Below are 15,710 nucleotides of genomic sequence, written 5' to 3' on the forward strand. Positions count from 1 at the left end.
CGCTTTTGCGCAACAGGGGCAAGATTGACCCAATCCATGTGCGCCGCTAGGTTAGTATGATTGCGAAAAGGGGTCAGCGAATGAGCTTTCAGGAAGGTGCACGTGCGGGCGAACGTGCGATGCGGGCTGTTTTTCCCCCGACGCCGTTGTTGCGCAACGACATGTTGTCAGCCCGCTATGGGGCCGATGTCTGGCTCAAGCGCGAAGATCTGAGCCCGGTGCGGTCCTACAAGCTGCGGGGTGCGTTCAACGCGATGCGCAAGGTGATGCAGGACGATGCGGTGTTTGTCTGTGCCAGTGCGGGGAATCACGCGCAGGGCGTGGCCTATATGTGCAAGCATTTCGGGGTGCGGGGCGTGATCTTTATGCCCGTGACCACGCCGCAGCAAAAGATCATGAAAACGCAGATGTTTGGGGGTGACCGTGTCGAGGTGCGGCTGACCGGTGACTATTTTGACGATACGCTGGCCTCGTCACAGGCGTTTTGTGCGGAGGCGGGCGCGCATTTTCTGTCCCCCTTTGACGATGAGGACGTGATCGAAGGCCAGGCATCGGTCGCGGTGGAGATTGAGGCGCAGTTGGGACACGCACCCGATCACATCATCCTGCCCGTGGGTGGGGGCGGTTTGTCGGCAGGCACGCGCAGCTATTTCGGGGATCAGGTGCACTACACCTTTGTCGAGCCAAGCGGGGCGACGTCCCTTGCCGATGCCGTGGCGGCCGGGGCGCCCGTGGACGTGTCGCCCATCAACACGTTCGTTGACGGCGCTGCCGTCGCCAAAATCGGGCAACGCACCTTTGCCCGGCTTGCATCTGTCGATCCGTCTGATGTTCTGGATATTGCCGAAGACCGCATTTGCACTACGATCATTGACATGTTGAACGTCGAAGGTGTTGTTCTTGAACCCGCAGGGGCCCTTGCCATCGAGGCGCTGGCGGATGTGGTGGATCAGATCAAGGGCAAGACGGTTGTGTGCGTCACCTCTGGTGGAAACTTTGACTTTGAGCGTTTGCCAGAGGTAAAGGAACGCGCCCAGCGGTATTCGGGCGTCAAGAAATACTTCATCCTGCGTATGCCCCAACGCCCGGGTGCGTTGAAGGATTTCCTGAACATTCTCGGACCCGAGGACGACATCGCCCGCTTCGAATACCTGAAAAAGTCGGCGCGCAATTTCGGGTCGGTTCTGATCGGTATCGAAACCCTCAGGTCCGAGAATTTCGACCGCTTCCTGGCTGCGCTGGATGCGGAGGGGTTCACCTATACCGACATCACCAATGACGAGACATTGGCCCAGTTCGTGATCTAGGCTGCCTGACCTTGCGACAGGCCCGCCATGAACGCGACCTTGGACGCGTCAAAACACTTCAGTATTTCGACAACATCCACAGACGCCGCATTGCCGGCGGCTGCCATTGCTTCGCCATCGTGACACAGCGCTGAAAAATCGGCGAAACCCAGATTTACAGCGCTGCCTTTCAGGCAATGCAGGTTCGCCTCGAGTTGATCGAGATCGATGTGCGCGCCCAGCTGATCCGTGATTTCAGACACTTCCTCGAGAAACAAGGGCACAACTTCTTCGAAGTCTTCCTCGCCAATCTCCGCGCGCAGGGTGTTCACACGTTGCCAGTCAATCATCGCTTGCCTCCGCCTAACCCGACGGGACGAAACACCAGACCGATTAAGAAAGTGTGACCGATAAAGGTTTAGGTAATCAGTTACGATATTTCATGCAGCGTTAAGCGGCGGACCCTAGATAAACGGCAAGCAGTCCGGAATAACCAATCTCATGAACGTAAAGGTCAAACCGTCGGAAACGGAACTCGTATCCGAAAGCGCGTCTTCCGGCGCGGATGCCTTGCATCGGGTGTTGATCGTCGATGACAGCCGCCTGCAACGCAAAATCCTGTGCAGTTCGGTCAAGCGTTGGGGGTTTGAGGTTTACGAGGCCGGGTCTGGCGAGGAAGCGATGGAAATCGCGCGGGATATCCAGCCTGATCTGGTGCTGAGTGACTGGATGATGCCGGGTATGAACGGCCTCGAATTCTGTGATGAGTTTCGCAAGATGTCCGGTGATCGGTACGGTTACTTCATCCTCCTGACCTCCAAAAGCGAAAAGAACGAAGTGGCGATGGGCCTTGAAGCCGGGGCGGACGATTTTGTCACCAAGCCTGTCGATGCCAACGAGTTGCGGGCACGGATCGCTGCGGGTGAGCGGATCTTGCGCATGCAGCGGGAACTGACCGAGAAGAACCGGCTTATCACGGACACATTGGGTGAATTGCAGCGGGTTTACGATTCGCTCGACAGCGACCTGATCGAGGCAAAGAAGCTGCAGCAATCGCTGATCCGCGAGCGGCACAAGTCCTTCGAGACGGGCGATGTATCGCTGATGCTGCGATCCAGCGGGCATGTGGGCGGTGATCTGGTCGGTTTCTTTCCTGCGGGCGCCGGGCATTTGGGCCTGTTTTCCATCGACGTCTCAGGACACGGCATCAGTTCGGCCCTGATGACGGCCCGACTGGCGGGATACCTGTCGGCGGCGGCGCCCGATCAAAACGTGGCCCTGCAGCGTGCGCCCGATGGCAGCTATTCCTTCCTGCCGCCCGAAATGGTCATTGAAACGCTGAACGATCTTGTCCTCGATGAGATGGAGACGGAGCATTACTTTACCCTCCTCCTTGCAGATGTGGACTTGGCCAGCGGGCATGTTCGCATGGCGCAGGCCGGGCATCCTCACCCCGCGATACAACGGCGTGACGGCACGATCGAACAGGACGGCACCGGTGGATTCCCGGTCGGCCTGATGTCGGGCATTTCGTTCCAGCAATTCGAGGCGCAGTTGAAACCGGGTGACCGCCTGCTCTTGCTGTCGGACGGGGTCACCGAATGCCCGAATGCCGAAGGCGAGATGCTGCAGGAAGAAGGCCTTGATACCATGATGACCGAATTGGCGGATGTCAGCGGCCCGGCATTTTTCGAGGCGATGTTGTGGAAGCTCGCGGAGTTTGCGGGCGACGACAGTTTTCCCGACGATGTGTCGGGTATTCTGTTTGAATATTCTGGCCCCGATCAGCCGAAATAGGCGGCCAGGAACATCCGGTCCCCATCGTTACCAAGCGCGAGGGCCGCGTGATCCGGATCCATCCAGATGGCGTGGTGATCCGGCTCTGGCGGGGTGCCGAGCGCCAAGGTGGGCCGGGCCACATAGATATGGCAGACCTTTTGCGCCCACTGGTCGTATTCCGGCATGAAGACAAACCGCTTGAACACGCCCAGCCGTCGCGGGTTGCCGATATGCCAGCCGGTCTCCTCGAACACTTCGCGGTGCAGCGCTTGCAGCGTGTTTTCACCTGGATCAATCCCACCGCCGGGCAGTTGAAAGTCTGGCGCGGGCCCATGCTGACACGTCAGCAAGACGCGGCCATCGCGTGGCAGAACGGCGTAGGCACCGGGGCGTTGCGTATAGATGCGGCCCGGTTCGGGCGGTGTTCCGATACGGCGGATCATGCGCGCCCTCTTTCAGTTTTGGTTCGCGGGCCTATATAGGGGCTCGATATGCCAATTCGTGGCGCCAAAGGAAACCCCATGACTCTTGGTTCGCAACTCGCGTGGGACGACACCGTCCTGCCCTTCCAACTTGATGCTTCCGATATCCGCGGACGCGTGGCGCGTCTGGACGGGGTGTTGGATGGTATCCTCAAACAGCACGACTATCCCCCGCAAGTCGAGGCGCTGGTGGCCGAGATGGCTTTGCTGACCGCATTGATCGGCCAGACGGTCAAGCTGCGCTGGAAACTGTCGCTGCAGGTGCAGTCCAAAGGGCCTGTGCGCATGATCGCGACCGACTATTACGGCCCCGAGAAAGAGGGCGATATCGCTCGTGTGCGTGCCTATGCCACCTATGATGCAGATCGTCTGACGGACGGTGCGCCGTTTGATCAGATCGGCGAGGGGTACTTTGCCATCCTGATTGACCAGGGTCAGGGGATGACACCCTACCAGGGGATCACGCCCATTGCCGGTGGGTCGCTTGCGGCCTGCGCCGAAGCCTACTTTGCCCAGTCCGAGCAGTTGCCGACGCGTTTCCAGCTCAGCTTTGGCCGGTCGGCCGAACCCGGTGTGGCCGAACGCTGGCGCGCGGGTGGCGTGATGTTGCAGCACATGCCCAAGGCATCGCCGTTGATGGCCAAGGGCGAGGGCAATGGCGATGTTCTGGCGGCGCAGGATTTGCTTGATGGCGATGCGTCCGACGACTGGTCGCGTGTGAACATCCTGCTCGACACGGTCGAAGAGATGGAGCTGATCGGCCCTCAACTGGCCCCCAGTGATCTGTTGCTGCGCCTGTTTCACGAGGAAACGCCGCGCGTCTTTGACACGCAGCCCGTGCGGTTTGGCTGTACCTGTTCCGAAGATCGCGTGCGGCAAAGCCTGTCGATCTATTCGGCGCGCGACATCGGCACAATGACCACGGATGAGGGGCGCGTGACTGCGGACTGCCAGTTCTGTGGTGCGCATTATGACCTCGATCCTGCGACTGTCGGGTTCGAGGCGGAAACCCAAACCGGTGAGTGACCTGATCACGCGTACCCGTGCGGCTTTGGCGCGCGCGGGTACGTCTTCTTCCGACTTTGATCTGAACCCCGGTGTGACCCTTGCGCCGGGGCGCAAGCTGCGCCCTGCGGCTGTCCTTGCCCCCATCATTGCGGGGCCGGATGGCTATGATCTGATCCTGACCAAACGGTCGTCGGCCCTGAAGCACCATCCCGGCCAGATCGCCTTTCCCGGGGGCAAGCAGGATGAGGGCGATGCCGATCTGGTCGCAACGGCCCTGCGCGAAGCCTGTGAGGAGATCGGACTGCCGGACAAACACATTGATGTCCTTGGCACCTTCGCGCCCCATGAGACGGTCACATCCTTTACAGTGACGCCCGTCGTTGCCTTGATCGGCCAAGATTTCGATGCCGTTCCTGAGGTGGGCGAGGTGGCAGAGGTGTTTCGTGTGCCGCTGGCCCATGTCCTTGACCCGGCGAATTACATCATCGAATCGCGCCGCTGGCGGGGTCAGCGCCGCGCCTATTATGCTGTTCCCTACGGGCCCTATTACATCTGGGGCGCGACCGCGCGTATATTGCGCGCATGGACCGAGCTGCTCCCCAAACCCTAGACCCTGGCACGCCATTTCTGGTTGACCCCAAGGCGCAGGCCCTGTGCCAGACGCTTGAGGCGGCTGGCCATGTTGCCTTGTTCGTCGGGGGCTGTGTGCGCAACGCGGTGTTGGGCGCACCTGCGTCCGATATCGACATCTCGACGGATGCCTTGCCCGATGCCGTGATGCGCATTGCCCAAGCTGCGGGCTATCGTGCCGTGCCCACGGGCATTGATCACGGTACAGTCACCGTGGTGATTGATGGCGCTGCGTTCGAGGTCACCACCTTCCGGCGCGATGTGGCGACAGATGGCCGCCGCGCCGTTGTTGCCTTTTCCACTGACGTGAGGGAGGACGCATTGCGGCGCGATTTCACGATGAACGCGCTTTATGCCGACCGGCATGGCGTGATCCTCGATCCGCTGGGTGGCCTGCCCGATGCGCGCGCGGGTCATGTGCGGTTCATCGAGGATGCGGTCCAGCGCATTCGCGAGGATTACCTGCGCACTTTGCGCTTTTTCAGGTTCCACGCTTACTACGGTGATGACAGTTGGGATGCCGACGCGCTTGCCGGGATTGCCGCGAATCTGGACGGGTTAGAGACCCTTTCGGCCGAACGCGTGGGCGCAGAGATGATCAAGTTGCTGGCTGCGGCGGACCCGGCGCCAGCCGTGGGGGTCATGGAACAAACCGGCGTTTTGGTGCGGGTGCTGCCCGGTGCCGTGACGACGTTCCTGGCCCCGGTGATCCACTTGGAAGGGCTGGTCGGCACGGCGCCTGACCCCCTGACCCGCCTTGCCGCGCTGGGCGGTGAGGATGTAGGCAACCGGCTGCGCCTGTCGCGCAAAGATCAAAAAACACTCGATTCGATGCGAGAGCTGAGCACGTCACCTTGGGGCGCGAAATCAGTGGGTCACGTTGGGGGCAAACGTGCAGGGATCGGCGCAATTCTGCTGCGCGCAGCGATGGCGAATTCCCCGCTGGATCGGCAGGTCGTTGACGATGTGACGACGGGGGCCAAGGCCATCTTTCCCATTGCGGCCAAGGATTTTCCGGACCTGTCCGGCCCCGATCTGGGCGCCAGGTTGAACGCGTTGAAAGTGGCCTGGCTGGCCTCTGACCTCACCATGACAAAAAACGATTTGCTGGCCTCGTGACTTTGCGGCGAAACGGCGCTATGTCATTTCTGAACACGGAGGGAAGCATCATGTTTCGCGGGATCTGGAACGACACCTGACATTGTCGCCGATCGTCTGAAGTGACGAAACGGGCCTTGGCCCGCGTCACGCACATGTTGCACTACATTTCTACGGATACCCCCATGTTCAAGTTCTTTGAAACGCTTGTCGACCCGTATACGCCCTACCCCGAAAGCGACACGCCACCGACCCGGCTGTGGCCGTTTCTGCGCGACTATTCCCGCCCCTTCGTCAAGGTGTTTGCCCTTGCTGCGGTGATGTCTGTCATCGTGGCGGGTATCGAGGTTGGCCTGATCTATTACATGGGTCGTGTGGTTGATCTGTTGGGGTCTTCGCCGGAAGTTTTCTGGCGCGATCACGGGACCGAAGTGATCGTGGTTGGTATCCTGATCCTGCTGGTCCGGCCCCTGTTGCAGGCCTTTGATGTGCTGCTGCTCAACAACACAATCCTGCCGAACTTTGGCACGCTGATCCGCTGGCGGTCGCACAAACATGTTTTGCGTCAGTCGGTTGGCTGGTTCGAGAATGACTTTGCCGGGCGTATTGCGAACCGGATCATGCAGACGCCGCCCGCTGCGGGCGAGGTCGTGTTTCAGGTGTTTGACGCGATTTCCTTTGCGCTCGCCTACCTGATCGGGGCGGCTGTCCTGCTGGCCGTGGCCGACAGTCGGTTGCTGCTGCCGCTCGCCATCTGGTTTGCGGCCTACATGTGCCTGATTGCGTGGACAGTGAAACGGGTTGGCCCTGCGTCGCAGGCGGCGTCGGACGCACGGTCGACAACGACCGGTCGTGTCGTGGACGCCTATACCAACATTCATTCGGTCAAGATGTTTGCGCATCACGACAACGAGCTGACCTACGCCAAGGAAGCGATCGAGCTGACGCGCACGACCTTCATCGCCGAGATGCGGTTGTACACCATCATGGATGTTGTGCTGGTCACCTTGAATGGCCTTTTGATTGTCGGAGTCGTGGGCTGGTCCATCGCGCTCTGGAGCCAGGGCGCGGCGAGTGTGGGCGTGGTGGCTGCGGCCACTGCATTGACCCTGCGCCTGAACGCGATGACGGGCTGGATCATGTGGGCGTTGACCACGTTTTTCCGTCAACTTGGAGTCGTCGCCGAAGGGATGGAAACCATCGCCCAGCCGATCACCTTGGTTGACCGGCCAGATGCAAAACCCTTGCAGATGGATCAGGGCGAAATCGTACTGGATCATCTGACCCACCACTATGGCCGGGGCAGTGGTGGATTGGCCGCGATCAACGCGACGATCCGGCCCGGCGAAAAGGTTGGCCTCGTCGGGCGCTCGGGCGCGGGCAAGTCGACCTTGGTCAAGCTGCTGCTCAGGTTCTATGACGCCGAAAGCGGTCGGATCATGATCGACGGGCAGGACATCACCCATGTGACCCAGGACAGTCTGCGCCTGAACATCGGGATGGTGCAGCAGGACAGTTCGCTGTTGCACCGTTCGGTGCGCGACAACATCCTCTATGGCCGTCCCGACGCCACCGAAGAGCAGATGATCGAGGCCGCCAAGCAGGCGCAGGCCCATGACTTTATCCTCGACCTGGTCGATCCACAGGGCCGCAAGGGATACGAGGCGCAAGTGGGCGAGCGCGGCGTCAAACTGTCGGGCGGTCAGCGTCAGCGGGTGACCCTTGCGCGGGTGATCCTCAAGAACGCGCCGATCCTTGTGCTGGACGAGGCGACAAGCGCGCTGGACTCCGAAGTCGAAGCCGCGATCCAGGACACGCTTTACCAGATGATGGAGGGCAAGACCGTGATCGCCATTGCGCACCGGCTGTCCACGATCGCACAGATGGATCGCATCCTTGTGCTGGATGACGGAAAAATCGTCGAGGATGGCAGCCACGACGCGCTTTTGGCGCGGGGCGGACTATATTCGGAGTTCTGGGCACGCCAATCCGGCGGGTTCATCGCAACCGATACCGAGGCTGCTGAGTGATCATTTCCGACTGGATCAATGCGTTCCGCCGCGCCGAGGGGCCACCGCCGACACAACTGTGGCCGTTTTTGCGCTGGTGTCTGTCCGGCGCGTGGCCCGCGCTGTGGTTGGCCGCGTTCTGTTCGGCGGCCGCGGGCGCGATGGAGGCGGGCACGGCGCTGATCCTGGGCCGTGTGATTGATGCCACTGTTGCGCTGGGCCCCGATGGGTTCTTTTCTGTCAGCAATCTGTGGCTGGTTGTCGGAGCGCTGGTGTTTTTCCTAATCGCCCGGCCGATCCTGTTCGGGCTGAGTGCTGCGACCAATGCAATCATCGTGCAACCCAATGTGAACCCTTTGGTGCTGTCGCGGCTGCATCGTTGGACGCTGGGCCAGTCGGTTACTTTTTTTGACGATGATTTTGCAGGTCGCATTGCGCAAAAGCAGATGCAGGCGGCGCGGGCGGTTACAGATGTGGTGTCGGAGTTCATCAACGTTGTGGCCTTTGCGCTGGCGTCGTTGATCGGTTCGGTGATCTTGCTGCTTGCGATTGACTGGCGCGTGGCGCTGGGGTTTGGCCTGTGGCTCGTCGCCTATTTCGCCCTGATCCGCTGGTATATGCCGCGTGTGCGCAAACGGTCGGCTGCGCGGGCTGCCGCGCGGGCGATGGTGTCCGGCCAGGTTGTCGACACCATCACCAACATCAAGACGGTCAAACTGTTTGCCCATGACGATCACGAGGATCAGGCGGCGCTGCATTCGATGGGCGCGTTTCGCAAGACAGCCGTGGATTTCGGCATTCTGTCTGCGGGGTTCCGGTTTTCGCTGATGGCGCTTGCGGGGTTGCTGCCTGTCTTTCTGCTGGGTGGAACGATCCTCATGTGGCAGCGCGGTCTGGCGTCGCCCGGTGATATCGTGGCCTCGGGCGCCATCGCCATTCGCATCGCGCAGATGACCGGATGGGTCAGTTTCACGCTGATGGCGATCTATTCCAATGTGGGCGAGATCGAGGATGGGATGCGCACCCTGACACCCCGCACGCGGGTCGAGGATGCACCCGATGCCCCGGCCCTGTCGCAGGTGCGGGGCGAGATCACCTTTGATCAGTTGGGGTTCAGCTATGGCCGTCAGACTGGCGGGATCGAGCGTATTTCGCTGACCGTGAAACCGGGGGAAAAGGTTGGGATCGTAGGTGCCTCGGGTGCGGGGAAATCGACGCTCGTATCCCTGCTTTTGCGTCTCTACAAGGCGGAAACAGGGCGCATTCTGATTGATGGGCAGGACATCGGCGACGTCACCCAGGACAGCCTGCGCGGCAACATTGGGATGGTCACGCAGGAAACGGCGATGTTCAACCGGTCGGCCCGTGACAACATCCTGTATGGTCGCCCGGATGCGAGCGAAGACGACATGATCGCGGCGGCAAAAAAGGCCGAGGCGCATGAATTCATCCTGGATCTGCAGGATCACAAGGGCCGCAAGGGATACGAGGCGCATCTGGGCGAGCGCGGTGTGAAACTGTCGGGCGGGCAACGTCAGCGGATCGCGCTGGCCCGTGCTATCCTCAAGGACGCGCCGATCCTTGTATTGGACGAAGCCACCAGCGCGCTTGATAGCGAGGTCGAGGCGTCGATCCAGACGGCCCTGACCCGCGTGATGGAGGGCAAGACCGTCCTTGCCATCGCACACCGCTTGTCGACGCTGACCGAGATGGATCGCATCGTCGTCATGGATGCCGGTCGGATCGTCGAGGAAGGGTCGCATGACACGCTTTTGGCCAAGGGCGGGCTCTATGCGCGTTACTGGCAGCGCCAATCGGGGGGCTTCATCAGCACCAAGGCTGCGGAATAGGGCTTTTGCCCGCGCGTCGGGGCGGTTACCCCGGACCGCATGACAACAGTGACAATAGAACGGCTGGGCCAGCAGGGCGACGGCGTGGCGCAAGGCCCGCTATTTGTGCCGCTGACCTTGCCCGGTGAAGTGGTGAGCGGGACGGTTGAGGGCGACACCCTGATCGACGCACGGATCGAGACCCCCTCGGCGGACCGCGTTTCCGCGCCCTGCCCACATTTCAAATCCTGTGGCGGGTGCCAGGTGCAGCATGCCAGCGACGACTTTGTTGCGCTATGGAAACGCGACATCGTGGCCACTGCGTTGCAGGTGCAAGGTGTCGAGACGGATGTGCGTCCGACGATCACCTCGCCGGACCGATCCCGCCGCCGTGCGACGTTTGCCGCGCGCCGCACCAAGAAGGGTGCCATGGTCGGGTTTCATGCGCGCAAATCCGATGCGATCATTCCTGTCCCGTCCTGCATTCTGGTTACCCCTGCCCTTGCCGCCATTCCGCCTATGGCCGAAGCGCTCGCCATAGCGGGCGCCAGCCGCAAGGGGCCGCTAAGCGTCACCGTTACTGAAAGCCTTGAGGGGCTGGATGTGGCCGTGACCGGGGGCAAGCCGCTGGATGGGCCGCTCCGCATCGCCCTGGCCGCGCAATGCGAGGCGTTTCGACTGGCGCGCCTGACCTGGGATGACGAGTTGATCGGTATGCGCGAGCCGCCCGCGCAGCGGATGGGCAGTGCCCGCGTTGTGCCACCGCCGGGCGCATTCCTGCAGGCCACCGCCCATGGGCAGCAGGTGTTGACGGATTTGGTGGCGGATATCGTGGGCTCTGCCAAATCGGTAATCGACCTCTTTGCCGGGTGCGGCACCTTTGCCCTGCCGCTTGCGGAACAGGCCGAAGTGACGGCTGTCGAGGGGGCACGGGAAATGGTTGACGCATTGGACGCCGGATGGCGGCAGGCGCAGGGCCTCAAGCGGGTGACCGGCGTGGCCCGCGACCTGTTCCGTCGTCCGATGCTGCCGGACGAACTGGCCCGGTTTGATGCCGCCGTCATCGATCCGCCGCGCGCGGGTGCTGCGGCGCAAATCGCCGAACTGGCGCAGGCCCGCATCCCCCGCATTGCGCATGTGTCCTGCAATCCGCAAACCTTTGCGCGTGATGCCAAAACCCTGTGCGATGCTGGATATGTGCTCGATTGGGTGCAACCTGTGGACCAGTTCCGCTGGTCATCGCATGTGGAACTTGTCGGTGCGTTCCAGTTGGACCATATGCGGGTCTAAAGGAGCGCACGTATGTTCAACCGTACCCGTCTGGCCGCAATTCTGGAAAGCGACCGCATCAGCAATCTGATCATAGCCGTTATCATTGTGAATGCGATCACGTTGGGGTTGGAGACGTCAAAGCCGGCCATGGAGTTTGCAGGCCCGCTGATCATCATGATTGATCGGCTGTGTCTGACCATCTTCGTGATCGAAATCCTGGCCAAGCTTTATGCCTATCGCTTTGCGTTTTTTCGCAATGGCTGGAACATCTTTGACTTTGTGATTGTCGGCATCGCGCTTGTGCCAAGTGCGGGTGGCCTGTCGGTGCTGCGGGCCCTGCGCATCCTGCGGGTGCTGCGCGTCATTTCGGTCGCGCCACGCCTGCGCCGCGTGGTCGAGGGGTTTGTGACCGCCCTGCCCGGCATGGGCAGCGTGTTCCTGTTGATGGCGCTGATTTTCTACATCGGTGCGGTGATGGCGACCAAGCTGTTCGCCGCCAGCTTTCCCGACTGGTTCGGCAATCTGGGCCTCAGCGCGTACTCGCTGTTCCAGATCATGACGCTTGAATCCTGGTCGATGGGGATCGTGCGCCCGGTGATGGAGGTGTATCCTTATGCCTGGATGTTCTTTGTGCCCTTCATCATGGTCACCACCTTTGCTGTGGTGAACCTGCTCGTTGGTCTGATCGTGAATTCGATGCAGGATGCCCATGCCGAGGAAACGAATGCGGCCACGGACAGCTACCGCGATGCGGTGATGCAGCGCCTTGAGGCGATCGAGGCCAAGCTGGACAAGCGCGACCCCTAAGCCACGATCACGCGCTGGTGATCGGCGCGATGTAAAATCAATCTATGCCACATCAGGCAATTGATGGTATTTCATTGCCAATTACAAAAAACCACCCGAGCGGGACAGGATTTCAATGAAGCGCAGACATCTTATGATGGGCGGCGCTGCGGCCTTGGGCCTCGGCGCGTGCACCCAAAGCAAGTTCAAAACCTATCGCGGCCCCGAAGTGACCTATGTCGTCGTCAACAAACAGGCGCGGCAGATGTATCTTTTGCACCATGACAAGGTGCTCAAGGATTACGAGATCGACCTCGGTTTTGCTCCGATTGGCGACAAGTTCTACGAGGGTGATGGCAAGACGCCCGAAGGCACGTACATCATTGACCGCCGCAATCCCAACAGCAAGTTTCACCTGTCGATCGGCATTTCCTATCCCAACGAACGCGACCGGGCCGAGGCGGCGGCGCTGGGCAAACCGCCGGGCGGAGATATCTTTATTCACGGCAATTCCAGCCCCTTCAAGAAAGGGACCGAGGATTGGACGTGGGGCTGTATCGCGGTTACCAACCGCGAGATGGAAGATGTCTATGCGATGGTGCGCAACGGCACCCCGATCCAGATCAATCCCTAACTCTTAGGTCGCCGGAGTCGTCGTGATGATCACGATGTCTTCTTCGGTCTCGTCCACTGCGGTGGCGTCGGTGTTCTCTTCGATCTCGGGCACGAGGCGCGAGGCCGACGGGTTGGCCGCGGGAATCAGTGGCGCGTTGTTGGGGTTGCCCATCACCATGGTCCACCAGATCTTGCCGTTGGATTCCTGGAACCACGCAAATCCCATGTCGCCTGCCTGCGGGGACAGGATCGTGCGCCGTGTATCGGGCTGTTCCATCCATGCCGCCAGCGTCTCAAGTTCGGTCTCGTAGGTTTCCGAGATGTTTTCGCCGACAAGGCTGCCCTTGTAGCCAACGCGCGCCAGGCGGTCGATGGGCGATGAGCCGTCCGATCCAAAGTGCCAGGGCCGGTTTTGCAAGGACATGTCGCGTGCATGGGTGGCCGCGGCGGCGTTCAGTTGCGGGTTCAGTTGAACCGCGGAAGCGCCTTGCGCGCTGCGCAGGGCATTGACCGAATCCAGCATACGGAACTGCAGCTTGGCCGTGTCATTGCCGCGAATTCGGTACAGTTTGGGAAGGGGGCGACCGTCTTCGCCAACTGTGGGTGCTTGTGTTGGCGTGCATGCGGCCAGTGCCAGAAGGCCAACCAGAAGAAACGAGAATAAACGCATGGGTCCTGCACATCACTGTTGTTGTTCAAAAGTCTCGATAGCCCGTCGCGCGTTGCATTACAAACGCACATCGGCGTGAAGCTGCGTGATGACATCTGTTTGATTTGCGAGTGCGTCTTTCGCGCAATATTGTCTGGCGCACTGGCAGGACCACACCTTTGGAGAGGCATTCAATGTCCAAGAAATCATTTGTCACACCTAGCCGCCGCGCCTTTTTGGCCGGTTCAGCAGCGCTGTTGGGGACACCCGCGATCGCACAGAATATCGCCGCTGGCCAAGCGTCGCGTGACCCGTCCCAGACCGTGCGTCGCAACATTTCCAGCTTTCGCACGCTGGATTGGCAGCCCTATTTTGACAACTTGCAGAATGGTGCGATCCTGGTCGATATCGACAGCCGTGCGGTGCATTACTGGAACCAGGAGCAAACGATCTACAAGCTCTATCCATCCAGTGTTCCGCTGACCGACGATCTGACCCGTCGCGGCCGTACCCGTGTGATTCTCAAGGATCCGTCGCCCGACTGGCGTCCGACACCGTCCATGAAAAAGCGGAACCCCGAATGGCCCGACTATATCGGCCCGGGCCCTGCAAACCCTCTGGGCTCCCGTTCGCTGCACCTCAGCTGGACCTATTATCGCATCCACGGCACCCACGATACGCGCAAGATTGGGCGCAAATCGTCGAACGGCTGTATCGGTCTGTACAACGAGCATATCGAAGAGCTGTACGAGATGGCGAAAGTCGGCACACAAGTGTTGCTAATTTGACGACATTGCAGCGGATCGGCGGCTAACCCTCTGAAACATGGTTTGCAATCTCACGGGATTGCTGTTTACACAGAGCTACGAGGTAAGTCTTGGGTGCGTTCCAGCTATGTTTGCTGGCGCGCTAATTTGGAGGTTACTATGAAAAAACTCGTTCTCGCTGCTGCTCTGACTGCTGCTGCTTCGACTGCATTTGCCGGCGCTCCTGCCGAACCAATCATCGAGGCACCTGTCATCGTTGAAGAAACAACAAGCTCGTCGGGCGGCATCATCCTGCCCCTGCTGCTGCTTGTTCTGGTTGCTGCAGCCGTTTCCGACTAATTGACGGAATTTTAAAACTAAAAAGGCGGCACTGATGTGCCGCCTTTTTTCGTTTCGGCAGGGCTTGGGTCAGTCAAGCCAGCCTTTGAGGTTCTCTTCGATCACTGTGTTCAATGCTTCGATATGCGCGTCATCATCGTTGAGGCAGGGAATGTAGGTGAAGTGTTCACCGCCCGCGTGCTCAAAGCTTTCCTTGATCTCTTCGTTGATCTCTTCGAGCGTCTCGATGCAGTCGGCCGAGAAGGCCGGGGCACATACGGCGATGTTCTTTTTGCCAGCTTCAGCCAGCCGCGCGACCTCTTCCACCGTATAGGGCTGTAGCCACTCTTCGGGGCCGAATTTGGACTGGAATGTCGTCTTGATATCCGTGTCCGCCCAGCCCAGCCGCTCCTTGAGCAGGCGCGTCGTTTTCTGGCACTGACAGTGATAGGGATCGCCTTCCATCAGGTAGCGAATCGGCACACCGTGATACGAACAAACGAGGATGTCGGGCCGCGTTTCCATCGCGCCATAGGCACGTTCGATGGATTGGGCCAAGGCCTCGATATACTTGGGATGCTGATAATAGGGCTCAACCGTACGCGTTGTCGGCTGCCACTTTTCCAGCATCATGGCGCGAAAGAATTCGTCATTCGCAGTGGCCGATGTGGCCCCGGCATAGTGGGGGTAAAGCGGGAAAAACAGGATCTTCTGGCACCCTGCCTCGACCATCTCGCGAACCTTGGACTTGGTCGATGGGTTGCCGTAACGCATGCAGAAATCAACCATCACCTGGTCGCCGTAGCGGGCATGCATGCCCGCCTTGATCTTGGCGGTCTGATCCTTGGTGATCGTCATCAGGGGGCTCTCGCCCGCCTCGTGGTTCCAGATGGATTTGTAGGCCGCCCCGGATGAAAATGGGCGCTTGGTCAGGATGATCAGTTGTAACAGCGGCTGCCAGACCCACGCGCTGTAGTCGATCACCCGCTTGTCGGACAGGAATTCATTCAGGTAGCGCCGCATCGACCAATAGTCGTAGTTGTCCGGCGTGCCCAGATTGGCCAGCAAGATGCCAACGCGCGCGGGCGGGATGGCCGGATGGTCATCGGCGGCATGCTCGGGGCGGACTGCGGTTTTGCTGGTATCAAGCATATCTGGCGTTTTCCTGTTGGTCAGTAGGCC

General features: G+C 60.2%; 15 protein-coding genes and 1 pseudogene. 12 read left to right on the forward strand and 4 right to left on the reverse strand.

The genetic code is table 11. The annotated features are described in order from the left end of the window. Positions 1 to 80: 80 nt before the first annotated feature. On the forward strand, positions 81 to 1,307 hold the full coding sequence (gene ilvA, locus ACMHLQ_RS12550; protein WP_415405141.1) for a threonine ammonia-lyase IlvA: 1,227 nt from the start codon (positions 81 to 83) through the stop codon (positions 1,305 to 1,307). Here ilvA and ACMHLQ_RS12555 read toward each other — a convergent pair. Beyond that, positions 1,304 to 1,636 (reverse strand): Hpt domain-containing protein, encoded by a 333-nt coding sequence (locus ACMHLQ_RS12555; protein WP_415405142.1) that lies wholly within the window; start codon positions 1,634 to 1,636, stop codon positions 1,304 to 1,306. The genes ilvA and ACMHLQ_RS12555 overlap by 4 nt on opposite strands. Positions 1,637 to 1,787: 151 nt before the next feature. Between ACMHLQ_RS12555 and ACMHLQ_RS12560 the strand changes: the two genes are divergently transcribed. Beyond that, complete coding sequence (locus ACMHLQ_RS12560; RefSeq protein WP_415405143.1) at positions 1,788 to 3,083, forward strand: PP2C family protein-serine/threonine phosphatase; 1,296 nt, start codon at positions 1,788 to 1,790, stop codon at positions 3,081 to 3,083. Here ACMHLQ_RS12560 and ACMHLQ_RS12565 read toward each other — a convergent pair. After that, a complete protein-coding gene (locus tag ACMHLQ_RS12565; RefSeq protein WP_415405144.1) occupies positions 3,071 to 3,508 on the reverse strand; it encodes an NUDIX hydrolase in 438 nt (145 codons plus the stop codon). The genes ACMHLQ_RS12560 and ACMHLQ_RS12565 overlap by 13 nt on opposite strands. 78 nt (positions 3,509 to 3,586) lie before the next feature. Between ACMHLQ_RS12565 and ACMHLQ_RS12570 the strand changes: the two genes are divergently transcribed. The 8 genes from ACMHLQ_RS12570 (at position 3,587) to ACMHLQ_RS12605 (ending at position 12,813) form a co-directional block, all read left to right on the forward strand. Then, the gene (locus ACMHLQ_RS12570; protein ID WP_415405145.1) at positions 3,587 to 4,573 is read left to right on the forward strand and encodes an Hsp33 family molecular chaperone HslO; all 987 of its coding nucleotides are present in this window, start codon (positions 3,587 to 3,589) and stop codon (positions 4,571 to 4,573) included. Then, on the forward strand, positions 4,518 to 5,165 hold the full coding sequence (locus tag ACMHLQ_RS12575; protein ID WP_415405146.1) for a CoA pyrophosphatase: 648 nt from the start codon (positions 4,518 to 4,520) through the stop codon (positions 5,163 to 5,165). The genes ACMHLQ_RS12570 and ACMHLQ_RS12575 overlap by 56 nt, the downstream gene beginning before the upstream one ends. Beyond that, complete coding sequence (locus ACMHLQ_RS12580) at positions 5,138 to 6,304, forward strand: CCA tRNA nucleotidyltransferase (protein WP_415405147.1); 1,167 nt, start codon at positions 5,138 to 5,140, stop codon at positions 6,302 to 6,304. The genes ACMHLQ_RS12575 and ACMHLQ_RS12580 overlap by 28 nt, the downstream gene beginning before the upstream one ends. Before the next feature lie 164 nt (positions 6,305 to 6,468). After that, complete coding sequence (locus tag ACMHLQ_RS12585) at positions 6,469 to 8,313, forward strand: ABC transporter ATP-binding protein (protein ID WP_415405148.1); 1,845 nt, start codon at positions 6,469 to 6,471, stop codon at positions 8,311 to 8,313. Next, positions 8,310 to 10,142: an ABC transporter ATP-binding protein gene (locus tag ACMHLQ_RS12590; protein WP_415405149.1), complete on the forward strand. Its 1,833-nt coding sequence runs from the start codon at positions 8,310 to 8,312 to the stop codon at positions 10,140 to 10,142. Before ACMHLQ_RS12585 ends, ACMHLQ_RS12590 begins: the two co-directional genes overlap by 4 nt. A 39-nt stretch (positions 10,143 to 10,181) precedes the next feature. Further along, positions 10,182 to 11,411 carry a class I SAM-dependent RNA methyltransferase gene (locus tag ACMHLQ_RS12595; protein ID WP_415405150.1) on the forward strand — a complete coding sequence of 410 codons (1,230 nt, stop codon included), beginning with the start codon at positions 10,182 to 10,184 and terminating at the stop codon, positions 11,409 to 11,411. 12 nt (positions 11,412 to 11,423) lie between these two features. Next, complete coding sequence (locus tag ACMHLQ_RS12600) at positions 11,424 to 12,200, forward strand: ion transporter (protein ID WP_415405151.1); 777 nt, start codon at positions 11,424 to 11,426, stop codon at positions 12,198 to 12,200. Positions 12,201 to 12,315: 115 nt separating this feature from the next. Next, positions 12,316 to 12,813, forward strand: coding sequence for a L,D-transpeptidase family protein (locus ACMHLQ_RS12605; protein WP_415405152.1), 498 nt, complete (start codon positions 12,316 to 12,318; stop codon positions 12,811 to 12,813). Positions 12,814 to 12,954: 141 nt separating this feature from the next. Here ACMHLQ_RS12605 and ACMHLQ_RS12610 read toward each other — a convergent pair. Continuing rightward, positions 12,955 to 13,464, reverse strand: a pseudogene (locus tag ACMHLQ_RS12610) (CAP domain-containing protein); the annotation flags it as partial. A 173-nt stretch (positions 13,465 to 13,637) separates the two neighbouring features. On the opposite strand from ACMHLQ_RS12610, the gene ACMHLQ_RS12615 reads away from it, so the two are divergent. Both ACMHLQ_RS12615 and ACMHLQ_RS12620 read left to right on the forward strand, forming a co-directional pair. Continuing rightward, on the forward strand, positions 13,638 to 14,231 hold the full coding sequence (locus ACMHLQ_RS12615) for a L,D-transpeptidase (RefSeq protein ID WP_415405153.1): 594 nt from the start codon (positions 13,638 to 13,640) through the stop codon (positions 14,229 to 14,231). Positions 14,232 to 14,369: 138 nt separating this feature from the next. Then, positions 14,370 to 14,549 (forward strand): hypothetical protein, encoded by a 180-nt coding sequence (locus ACMHLQ_RS12620; RefSeq protein ID WP_415405154.1) that lies wholly within the window; start codon positions 14,370 to 14,372, stop codon positions 14,547 to 14,549. A 69-nt stretch (positions 14,550 to 14,618) separates the two neighbouring features. On the opposite strand, the gene hemH is transcribed toward ACMHLQ_RS12620, so the two are convergent. Next, a complete protein-coding gene (gene hemH / locus ACMHLQ_RS12625; RefSeq protein WP_415405155.1) occupies positions 14,619 to 15,680 on the reverse strand; it encodes a ferrochelatase in 1,062 nt (353 codons plus the stop codon). Positions 15,681 to 15,710 lie beyond the last annotated feature (30 nt).

Origin of the sequence: Tateyamaria algicola (assembly GCF_047715485.1) — a bacterium.
GTDB lineage: Bacteria > Pseudomonadota > Alphaproteobacteria > Rhodobacterales > Rhodobacteraceae > Tateyamaria.